The sequence below is a fragment of the Microbacterium dextranolyticum genome (assembly GCF_016907295.1).
GTDB classification, from domain to species: domain Bacteria; phylum Actinomycetota; class Actinomycetes; order Actinomycetales; family Microbacteriaceae; genus Microbacterium; species Microbacterium dextranolyticum.
In genome coordinates, this window is sequence record NZ_JAFBBR010000001.1 from 34740 (window position 1) to 45866 (window position 11127).

The window sequence follows — 11127 nt, forward strand, 5'->3', positions numbered from 1 at the left end:
CTGCACTCAGGGGCGTCGTGCCCGGCGGCGACCCTCGATCAGGGCCACCAGACCCAGCGCGATCATCATGAGGATGGCGGGGACCAGGCCCGAGGCGAGCGCCCCGCCGGTGTCGGCAAGAGGAGACGCGTGTCCGCCGGCGGCGGGTCCTCCGCCCGACAGCGAACCGTCGGACGTGCCGCCGGATGTGCCGCCGGGCGTGCCGCCGGTCGAGCCGTCGCCCGGCTGGGGTTCACCCGTTCCGGGCTCCGTTCCGCCGTCGCCCGTACCGCCCTTGACGGGGAGCAGGTTCAGCGCGATGTCGTACCGTCGAGTGACCTCGCCGTTCGCCGATGTGACGGTCACCGTGAATCCGTGCACCTGAGCGCCGTCCAGTTCACTCGTGAGCGCGTGGCCGCCTTCTTCGACCTTCACGGAGGCTCCCGCTGCCGTGGCCGTTGCCCCGATCACCGGGACCGCGCCGACGACCGGTCCGACGGAGTGCTGGGCACGGCCGGTCGGAGCAGTCCGCGCCGCCGCGGGGACATCGATGACGTAGGCGCTCGTGTCGGGCGAGAAGCCCGACACCGCCACGCCGTCGAGTGTCAGGCCTGCGGCCGTCGCGACGCTCTGCGCCGTGGCGTCGGTGTGGCCCAGCACCGTGACCGTGCCGTCATCGGCGATCCGGATCTTCGCCGTCAGCGCCGCCGCGAGGTCGATCCGCTGCCAGCTCGCGTCTCCCGAAGCGGTCGCGTCCAGGGGGAAGCCGGAGTCGAGCGCCGTCTGCTCCAGGATCTGCACCCGCTGAGCGTTGCTGAGGTCGGGGAAGGCCGTCGTGAGGAGCGCCCCGGCATCCGCGGGGATGCGGACCGGCTGACCACCCGGTGCCACCTTCGCGAAGCCGTAACTCAGACGCTGCGAATACACCGCGAGGTCACCCGCGACGTCGAGACCGCGGTACGCGTCCTGTCGCGAGCACGATGCCAGGTCGTCGAATCCGGCGGCGGTGCACGCCGTCGTGAACACCTCGAGCAGCTCCTGTCGCGCCGCGAGCAGCAGAGGTGCGAACTGCGGATCGGCCCAGCGGTGAGCGATCGCCGCCTGCGAGACCATCCGGCTGCCCATGACATCGATCGGATAGTGGAAGCCGAGCACGACACGGTTGTCGCCGTACTCCGACGCGCGGGCGAGCAGCGGCGCGGACAGTTCCGGCACGAGCGTCGCCAGGAGCGTTCCCACCGTGTATCCGGCGTAGGTGTGGCCGCTCGGGTATGAGCCATCCGTCGACAGCGCGTCGTAGCCGACGCCCGACGCGTCGCGCATCAGACCGCCGGAGCCGACCAGACCCATCCGGACATAGGGACGCAGATAGCGGAACTCGTCCTTGGCGCGCTGGTGCTGGTCGATGCCGGTGCTGACGCGCCCGAACAGGGCGGCCGTCTTCGACAACCGACCGTCGTCCCGCGCCGCGAGGTAGGCAGAGGAGAGCACCGAGCCGAGCGCATCGGCCATCGTCCGACTCGGGTCGTTGTTGGCATCCGTCACGGCACGTGCGACCTGCGCCCGATCCGCGGCCCGGTTGGTCTGCAGCGCGATCAGATCGTTCTGCGCCGTCGGGCGCTCCCCACGCGCGGGCCGCGCGTTCTCGGCGAGCGCCGAGTCGGGAAGGGTGCGGAAGCCGCTCAGGATGTCGAGGAACTCGGAATCGGTCGACCAGGCATCCGACGGATACGTCGCCTTGAGGACCCCTTCCGGGAAGGCCCCCGGCGCATACGACGCCGGCGAGGTGTTCACGAGCGCGTCGACGCGGAGCGCCTCGAGGGTTCGCTCGCTGCGCTCACCGACGCGTATCGGAGCGGCCGAGGCGGAGCCCGACGACATCCCGACCGCGTTGAGCGCCCGCACCTGAGCCGAGACGCTGCTGCCGCGCACGAGACCGGCGAAGGTGACGGAGGACTGCGCCCCGTCGGCGACCGTCGCGCGGTGTCCGTCCGAGAGCTCGACCTGGTAGCCGGTGATCGGCGTGCCTCCGTCATCCGTGACCAGGGCCCATGTCACCGTCACCGCGTCGTCCACCGTCGACAACGCGACCGCGCTCGAGATTCCGGGCAGCTGGTCCGGCATGACGGCGAGGGCCGCTCGGGCGGCCTCGAGCGCCTGCGCGGCGCCGCGCAGCGCCTCATCGGAAGACGATGCGTCGGCGAGGACCGACGTGGCATCGGTCCGCGCGGCGACGAACGCCTGCCAGCTCTCCGACGTGTACCGCCCCTCGACGACACCGGCGGCAAGAGCCGTCAGGACCCGCAGCTCGGCTCGCACCGTCGGGACGAGCTGAGATGCCGCCAGCCGCAGCCTGCGCGTCTGATCGTCCACGTCGTCCTGCGAGGTCGTACCCGAGCCCACGAGTACGCGGGCCGAGGCCAGCTCGCGGGTGAAGGTGGCCGCGCTGATCCGGACGAACCGGTCCAGTCCCCCCTCGAGCGCGCTCACCTCGGCGATCGCACGATCGAGATCCGTCACGTCGGCCGGATGGGTCTCGGGCACGGTCGGGCGGATGCCGAAGATCAGATTGTCGATGTTTCCGACATAGGGGTGATCGGCGTACGCATCCGTCCGCAGCAACACGTGGACGGTGTGGCGTCCCGTGATCGCCTCCGGAAGGTCCGCCGTCATCGTCCCGGCCGCGGACCAGTTGGTGCCGGTCACCGGCAGGGGGATCTTCGCGAACGGCTCGCCCGGCGTCGCGGCATCGAATCCGTCGAGGTAGAGCCAGATCGCGGAGTTGCGCCCGACCCGGTTCGAGTTGTTGACGTAGTGCACGGCCACGGTGTTCTTGCCGGGCAGGCCGAAATCGATCATGCCGTAGTCCAGCCACGCCCGGTCATAGGTGCCGCCGAGGTTCGTGACGCGTGTTCCGTCGTTCCACGAGCTGTTCTCGGACTTCAGGCCGTTGCCGCTGTTCGCCGCCCACGCCTCGGCCTCCAGCACCGTCTGCTCGGTGGTCGCCGCGGTGAACACCACGCTGTCGATGTTGGCGACGTAGGGCTGAGCATCCGTCTGGGTCGATGACGAGAACACGGCCACCAGCGTCTGGCGACCCGTCAGTCGGCTCGCGTCGACGCCGGCCACCACCTCCTGCCAGGTGCCCCACCCATCCCCGGTGTACGGCAGCGGCACATCGGCGATCAGCTCACCGTCGACGGCGCCGAGGCGCAGCTGCACGTGCGAATCGGATGCCGCGCGGGACCGCGGCTTGTCGATGCGGAGGGTCACGGTGTCGACCCCGCCGCCGAAATCGATGTCGCGCCACAGCGCCCACGCACCGGCGGTGACGTTCTCGAACTTGCCGTTGGCGAGATTGAGCGCACGTGCTCCGCCGCCTGTCTGTGCGGCGTTACGTGCGGTCAGCTCGGCGACAGGTCCCGGAGGTTGCGGTGCGTCGTCGCCCTTGTGGCGCGAGAACGCGAACCAGTCGAAGTTCGACACCCAGCGCTGACCGGACGGAGCGTGCATGAGGAAGGTCGCCGAACCCGCGGCGGCGAGCGCGGCGGCATCCTCGGGAGTGAGGTCGGCGCTCACCGTGGCGTAGTTGCCCCACGACCCCGTCGGCGCCAGCGTCAGGGTCGCGATCACGCGACCGTCGCGATCACCGGCGCGGACCTCGACGGTGCTCGCGGCAGAGGGGTTGGCATAGCGGATGCTCACGGAGCGCGGCGCTCCCACCGAGAAGTCCAGTCCCTCGTAACGGACCCAGGCACCGTCGCCGACGCCGCCCAGGTTGCCGCCGGACTGATAGGCCTCGTTCACGAGCGATCCACCCGACCAGCTGTCGGACTGCTCCGCCTCGAGTCGTCGGAACCCGCCCTCGTCGATGACGAGCGCGTCGACCGCCGTCTGCAGCGCATCCTGCGCGATACGCACCGCCGCGCTGGTGGTCGCGGGAGAGTCGAGCACGACGCGCGCCCGATCGAGCGCCACCTGCATCGCACGGAAGGTGGTCACCGCGTAGTTGCCCCGCTCGAGCAGCTCGACATCGTGGACGAGGGCTGCGAGCGCCGACCGATCGATCTGGACGGGACTGATCGTGAGCGGGCTCCGCCCGGATAGTCCGTCTCCGGTGAGCGCGACGGCGGGATCGACCACGTCCTTGTCGACGTCGAGCCAGAACGTGCCGCCGGTCGTGCTGTGGCCGCTGAGACGGACCTCGGCCGTTGTCGCGGCGGTGACGACCACGCTCGCCGAGACACCGCTCGGCAGGCCGGTGACCGTGACCTTGCCGGAGATGTCCGTACCCGGCGCCGCGACGAACCTCGCCGCCGTGTCGAGCGTGAGAGTCATGACCCCCGACACCTCGCCGCTCGCATCGGCGGCGATCGTGGCCGGCGCGACTCTCGCGGTGGCCGCCGGCGTGGGCGTCGCGGTGCTGGCCGAGTACGCGGGGGCGGTGTCCGCACCCCAGGTCGACGGCGACGAGCCCATGTCGAACGAGAGGTCGCCGTTGCCGACGATGTCGGCGTAGTCCACCCAGGTGTTCGAGGTCGCTGTGCCGTTCAGCTGCGCCGACTGGATGTAATACGCGTCGGGAGAGACCCCGTTCGCAGAGACCGAGAAGCTCGTGCCGTCGCGGTGACGGATGGTCGCCTTCTCGAAGAACGGCGTGCCGATCTGATACTGCGAGCTGCCCGCCGTCACCGGGAACAGACCCACGGCCGCGGCGACGAACATCGTCGACATCGTGCCGGCGTCGTTGTCCATCGTCGGCAGAAGACCTTCCGGATCGAGCTGGTACACCTTGCGCAGCACCGGCGGGCGGAACTCGCCGCCGCTCGCGGGGTGACCTGGGATCTCGTTGCTGCTCCCCGTCGCGATGTACCGGTTCCAGCTCTCCTTCGTATAGATCGTGCGCACCCACTTCTGCGTGAGGCGGGGCTCGCCGACGTAGTTGAACAGATACGGGGCCTGCAGGTCGATCTCGTTCGCGTTGGAGTGCAGCATCGTCGACCCGTCGGTACGATCCGAGTCCTCGCCGAACATGTGCTCGATCGCGGCTCGTCCGGCGGCGGGGCCGCCGATCGCCGCGATCAATCCGTCCATGTCGTGCGCGCCATACCAGGTGTACTGCCACGGTGTGCCCTGATAGAGCCGGGCGGCCTCGAACTTCTCGTAGTCCACATCGACCCAGCTGCCGTCGCCGCGCCGCGGGGTGAGCAGACCCACGGCGGTCCCGTCCGCGGATGTCCACGCTCCCGGGCGGATCTGGTTCTTCACGGCGAACGAGGACTGTTCACGCAGCTGAGCCGCGTCCTGCGAGCGTCCGATCTCGTCGGCGACGATCGCCAGGGCCCATTGGTCGTAGCCGCGCTGCACGACGACTCCGGGGTCTTCGTTCACATACCCCTGGCGCAGCTGGTCTCCGGAGTAGTACCCCACAGTGTCGGTGAGGGAGGGCCAGGCCTCGTCCAATCGCGAGAAGCCGTCGAAGCCCTTCGACAGCGCGTCGGCGATGATGACGGCGGAACGCTCCCAGCGCACCTGCGGCACGGAGTGCATGAGCTGGTTGAGCTGCTTGCCGGTCGAAGCGGTGTCGGCCAGCAGGGTGATGAGCGACTGCACCATGTCGCGGTACTGATCGGGCGCCACGTAGGCGAACACGGAGTACTTGCGGAAATCGTCCCAGGACGACCAGCCGTCGTAGTAGGTGTAGCCGTCGGCGCGGTGCACGATCCCATCGACGCCGCGGTAGGTGCCCGATGTGCTCGTCGCATTCACGGGCGTGGCGAACATGCGGTAGAGGTGCGTGTAGAAGAGCTTCTTGAGCGATCCGTCGGCGTCGCTCGTCTCGGATGCCGAGATCTCGACGCTCTCCAGAAGCTGCTCCCACTCGGCACTCGTGCGTTGCCGAACTCGGTCGAACCCGTCCGACCCCAACTCGGCACGCTGGTCGACGGCGGCCTGCTCGCTGCTGATCGGCGACAAGGTGATGCGCAGACCGATGTCGGCGGCATCGGCGGCCGCGAAGCGGAGCACCGCGCCGGTGTCGGTGCCGGACCGGCGCTTCTCCTCACCGAACGCGCCCCCGTCGCCCCACGTCTGCACGGAGGTCACCGGCGCCGTCGTCGAGGCGTAGTAGAACAACCGGTAGTTCGCACCGTTGAAGGTGCCTTCCACGGCTCCCGACAGTGCGGCCGTGCCGTCGGGAAGCGAGGCGACGTCCACGGAAGAGGCGAGCCGCCCGGTGAAGTTGTTGCCCAGGTCCACGACGAGCGACGGGGTCTGACCCGCCGGGAAGGCGTAGCGCTGGACCGCCGTGCGGGTGGTCGCCGTCACCTGGGCATCGATCGTGCCGCTCTGCGGTCGGACCGCGGAATCGGTGCCGCCGATCGAGCGGAGCCCGACCCGGTAGTACCCGGGCGCGGCATCCTCGTCGTCGTGCGAGTAGTCGTGCGCGTAGGTGTTCGACGCCGGACGCTGGGTGTACTCGACCGTCGTGGGGACGACGAGCAGGTCGCCACCGGCGCCGCTGCCGCCCACACCGTCGAGGTTGGTCGCCGTGAAGCCCGCGATCTGGTCTTCTCGGTAGTCGTATCCCGCATGATTGCGGTTCGGCGTGGTCAGCGGGGTCACCTTGGCGAGCCCGTGCGGTGCCTGCGCGCCGGGGTGGTCGTTGCCGAAATCTCCGGCCGTGCCGACGAACGGATCGACGAGAGATGTCAGCCGACCGGCATCCGCCGGCACCGCGGCATCCGCCGGCATCGCGGCGAGCAGGTTCGTCGCCAAGGCGGCGACGACGGCGAGGGCAGCGAGGGAACGCGGCCGGCGGCGCGCGGAGGGGGAGGTCGTGGTCGGCAACGGCATCGAAGGCTCCGGGGGGTTCACGGGCGCGGGGAGCGGCCCCCGCGTATGGCAACATCGCCGAGTGGACCGGAACCAGGTGTCACGGTGTCTACCAAAACGTTACGGTTGAGTGAACGCCGTCGTTCCGATATCGCTGGCCGACCTCACCCCGAGGAGCGCGGAATCGGCGCACGCGGAGCCAGGGATTCAGACGCTCTCGGCGGCCGCGGTGTGGTGGCGGATGACCTCGGCCACCACGAAGTTGAACCACTTCTCGGCGAACTCCGGATCGAGGTCCGCCTCCTCGGCGAGGCGACGCAGCCGTGCGATCTGCTGCTCCTCGCGTGACGGATCCGAGGCGGGCATGCCGTGACGCGCCTTCAGCACTCCCACCTGCTGGGTGGCCTTGAAGCGCTCGGCCAGAAGGTGGATGAGGGCGGCGTCGATGTTGTCGATGCTGCCGCGCAGCCGGCGCAGCGTGGCGGTCGGATCGGCCTCGTCGGTCATGCCCCGAGCCTATCGCGCCCTAAAGTGTGAGCCATGAGATCCCGCCGCTCCGCCCGCGACGCCGCCCCGGTGAGCGCCTCCGACACGACGAACGCTCCCCTGCTGACCACGGCAGACGGCGCCCCGCTCGAGCCGCCCGCCGACCGCACCTATTGGAGCTACCTCAACCGTCCGTTCACGGTCGGCTTCTTCGTGACCTTCGGCGGTCTCGTGGCGTTCGCGCTCGGCATGGCCATCACCAACCTGGTCACGATCTGGATCTACATCGCCTTCGCACTGTTCGCCGCGCTCGGCCTCGACCCGCTGGTCAGCCGCCTCGAGCGCCATCGGGTGAGTCGTGCGTGGGGAATCGTGATCGTCTACGCCGTGTTCACGGTGCTGATGGTGGGGGTGCTGTGGCTGATCATCCCGACCGTCGTCTCGCAGGTCGCGCAGTTCGTCCGCGATCTGCCCCAGATGATCTCAACGTTCCAGCACAGCGACGCGTACGCGTGGATCACGGAGCGCTTCGGCGACCAGGCCGGCGCGCTCCTCGCGCAGCTGCAGCAGTTCATCAGCGATCCCGCGAACATCGCCGCGATCGGCGGAGGCGTCTTCCAGGTCGGCGCGACGATCGCGAGCTCCATCTCGGGACTCATCATCATCATCGTGTTGAGCCTGTACTTCCTTGCGTCGCTCGACCAGATCAAGCAGGCGTTCTACCGCCTCTGGCCGGCCCGTAGCCGCACGTTCGTGAGCGGCATGACCGATGAGATCACCGGTTCCGTGGGGTCGTATCTCGGCGGCATGGTGGTGCTGGCGTTCTTCAACTCCGTGATGACCTTCATCCTGTACACGGTGCTGCACTTGCCCTTCCCCCTGCTGATGGCCGTGGTCGCCTTCTGCCTCACGATCATCCCGCTCGTCGGAACGGTCATGTTCTGGGTCGTGGGATGCCTCGTCGCACTGTTCGCCAGCCCCCTCGGCGCACTGGTGTTCGCGGTGCTGTACCTCGTGTACATGCAGGTCGAGGCATACGTCCTGACCCCCAAGGTGATGAACAAGGCGATCTCGGTTCCGGGCTCGCTCGTGGTGATCGGCGCGCTGGTCGGCGGCACCCTGATGGGCCTTCTCGGGGCGCTCGTGGCGATCCCCGTCACCGCGTCGATCCTGCTGATCATCAAGAAGGTGTACATCCCGCGACAGGATGCCAAGGGCTGAGCCTCGGCAGGAGCGCGCAGCACGACGTCGCGAGGCGCGCCGGGCTCAGAGATCGACGCGTGCCGCTGCCGACAGAGCCGGACTCATCGGGCGCTCCGGATGTGCGTCGGCGTCGGCACCGCCACGCGGCGTCGTACCCGGCCCGGGACACCGGTGCGCTCGTCGAGAGACAGCGAGACGATCTCGTCGGAGTGCTGCCCCGCCACGAGAACCGTGTCGCGCTGGACGGTGTGATGCCGCGGCCAGCGCACTCCCGACTCGACCAGGGCCACGGCGGCGAGCCGCTCCCCGCCGCCGGCGACCCGCAGCGTCGCGATCGTATCGCTGCCCCGGACGCCGACGAGTACGGCACCCGCGTCGCGGGTCAGCGCGATCTCGGCGGCGGCATCCGTCCCGACGAGGACCCCCGCGCCGAGCGGCGCGCTCGAGACGACGCGCCAGCGCCGGTCCAGGGGTGCGGTGCGATCGGCGGTCAGGACGAAGACTTCGAGCGATGCCTCCGTGACCACGTAGAGGTGACCGCTCGGATGCCACACCGTGTGCCGCGGGCCCGCACCGCGCGGCAGCACGACCCGCTGGGTCTCATGCAGCTCACCGCCCGAAACCGCCCAGAACCGCACGAGGTCGTACCCGACATCCGTCGTGGCGATCACGCCACCCGGCAGGAATCTCGCCTGATGCGCCCGCGAGGTGCGTGCCGTCTCCCCCGCCTCCGTGCCGGTCGATGCCGCGGCAGGGTCGGTCGCGCCGCCCAGCAGCGGCAGATCGCCGATCGCGGTGAACGCGCCCATGCCGGCGAGGTCGCCGAGGCCGATCAGCTCGGCGGCAACGGCATCGCCGAGCCCGTCGGGTTCGTCGTAGGGATCGGCGGCCGCCGCCGCGACCCGCGGCGCACCGATCCGCCCATCCACGTGCAGCGGGTAGCGCACCACCCGGCCGTCGCCCCAGCACGAAGCCAGCAGCGCCGCGCCGTCGGGCGCGACCGCGACGTGGCACACCTGCGCCCCGGCATCCACGGCGTCGCCCCACGGTGCGAAGGACTCCGCACCGGTACGCACGAACGCGGCCACCGTCCCCGCGTGCTCCTGCGCGGCGTAGACCACCTCGAGCGTCGGATGCGGCGCGATCCACGACGGCGACGGCGCGCGCACGGCGGTGCCCCCGTAGGCGAGGTCGCCCCCGGCGAGCGGGTCGTCGGATGCCCCCGCGCGCACGGCGCCGATGCCGTCGGCCGATCCTCCGCCGTCGGCTCCGTAGCCGCCGACCCAGAACCTCACCGGCGGCTCGCCGCCCGACCGCGCCGGTGCGCGCGTGCCGTCATCAGTCGACGAGGTCGTGCCGCACGATCACGGCGTCGCGGGCGGGACCGACCCCGATGACCGAGATGCGGGTGCCGCTCATCCCCTCGAGGGCGAGCACGTACTCCTGCGCCGCGCGGGGCAGATCTTCGAAGGTGCGCGCACCCGAGATGTCCTCGGTCCAGCCGGGGAAGTACTCGAGGATCGGTGTCGCGTGGTGGAAGTCGCTCTGGTTGACGGGCACCTCGTCGAACCGCTCGCCGTCGACGTCGTAGGCGACGCACACCGGGATCTGCTCGATGCCGGTGAGGATGTCGAGCTTGGTGAGCACGAGGTCGGTGATGCCGTTGACGCGGGTCGCGTACCGGGTGACGGGCGCGTCGTACCAGCCGACGCGGCGCGGGCGCCCCGTCGTGGTGCCGAACTCGAAGCCGCGCTTGCGCAACCATTCGCCCTGCTCGTCGAACAGCTCCGTGGGGAACGGCCCGGAGCCGACGCGCGTCGTGTATGCCTTCACGATGCCGACGATGCGGTCGAGGCGGTTGGGCCCGACCCCCGAACCGGTCGAGGCACCGCCCGCCGTCGCGGACGACGACGTGACGAACGGATACGTGCCGTGGTCGACGTCGAGCATCGTGGCCTGGCCGCCCTCGAAGACGACGACCTCACCGGCATCCAACGCACGGTTCAGCAGCAGTCCCGTGTCGGCGACCATGGGGCGCAGACGCTCGACGTACGAGAGCAGATCGTCGACGATCTCGTCGACCGTGATGGCGCGCCGGTTGAACACCTTCACGAGCAGGTGGTTCTTCTGGTCGAGGGTACCCTCGACCTTCTGCCGCAGGATGTTCTCGTCGAAGAGGTCCTGGATGCGGATGCCGACGCGGTTGATCTTGTCGGCGTAGGTCGGGCCGATGCCGCGACCGGTCGTGCCGATCATGCGCTTGCCGAGGAAGCGCTCGGTCACCTTGTCGAGGGTGCGGTGGTACTGCGTGATGACGTGCGCGTTGGCGCTGATCTTCAGCCGCGACGTGTCCAGGCCGCGGGCGCGCAGGGCCTCGAGCTCACCGAAGAGCACCTCGAGGTCGACCACGACGCCGTTGCCGATGACCGCGTTGACCCCGGGCGACAGGATGCCGGAGGGCAGCAGGTGCAGGGCGTACTTCTCGTCGCCGATGACGACGGTGTGGCCGGCGTTGTTGCCGCCGTTGAACTTGACGACCCAATCGGTGCGGTCACCGAGCAGATCGGTGGCCTTCCCCTTGCCCTCGTCCCCCCACTGGACTCCGACGATGACGATGCCTGGCAT

At 69.7% G+C, this 11127-nt stretch carries 5 protein-coding genes; 1 reads left to right on the forward strand and 4 read right to left on the reverse strand.

The genetic code is table 11. From position 1 onward, the window contains the following. Window positions 1–6: 6 nt before the first annotated feature. Window positions 7–6834, reverse strand: coding sequence for a glycoside hydrolase domain-containing protein (locus JOE64_RS00145; protein WP_204962393.1), 6828 nt, complete (start codon window positions 6832–6834; stop codon window positions 7–9). A 186-nt stretch (window positions 6835–7020) separates the two neighbouring features. Beyond that, on the reverse strand, window positions 7021–7320 hold the full coding sequence (locus tag JOE64_RS00150) for a chorismate mutase (protein ID WP_204962394.1): 300 nt from the start codon (window positions 7318–7320) through the stop codon (window positions 7021–7023). 33 nt (window positions 7321–7353) lie between these two features. Between JOE64_RS00150 and JOE64_RS00155 the strand changes: the two genes are divergently transcribed. Next, window positions 7354–8520 carry an AI-2E family transporter gene (locus tag JOE64_RS00155; protein WP_204962395.1) on the forward strand — a complete coding sequence of 389 codons (1167 nt, stop codon included), beginning with the start codon at window positions 7354–7356 and terminating at the stop codon, window positions 8518–8520. 83 nt (window positions 8521–8603) lie between these two features. On the opposite strand, the gene JOE64_RS00160 is transcribed toward JOE64_RS00155, so the two are convergent. Continuing rightward, complete coding sequence (locus JOE64_RS00160; protein WP_204962396.1) at window positions 8604–9797, reverse strand: lactonase family protein; 1194 nt, start codon at window positions 9795–9797, stop codon at window positions 8604–8606. 43 nt (window positions 9798–9840) lie between these two features. Beyond that, on the reverse strand, window positions 9841–11127 hold the full coding sequence (locus JOE64_RS00165) for an adenylosuccinate synthase (protein WP_204962397.1): 1287 nt from the start codon (window positions 11125–11127) through the stop codon (window positions 9841–9843).

Coding starts and splice junctions, on each gene's coding strand:
- JOE64_RS00165 (WP_204962397.1), bottom strand. CDS start 11,127: ATGCCAGGCATCGTCATCGTCGGAGTCCAGTGGGGGGACGAGGGCAAG.
- JOE64_RS00145 (WP_204962393.1), bottom strand. CDS start 6,834: ATGCCGTTGCCGACCACGACCTCCCCCTCCGCGCGCCGCCGGCCGCGT.
- JOE64_RS00150 (WP_204962394.1), bottom strand. CDS start 7,320: ATGACCGACGAGGCCGATCCGACCGCCACGCTGCGCCGGCTGCGCGGC.
- JOE64_RS00155 (WP_204962395.1), top strand. CDS start 7,354: ATGAGATCCCGCCGCTCCGCCCGCGACGCCGCCCCGGTGAGCGCCTCC.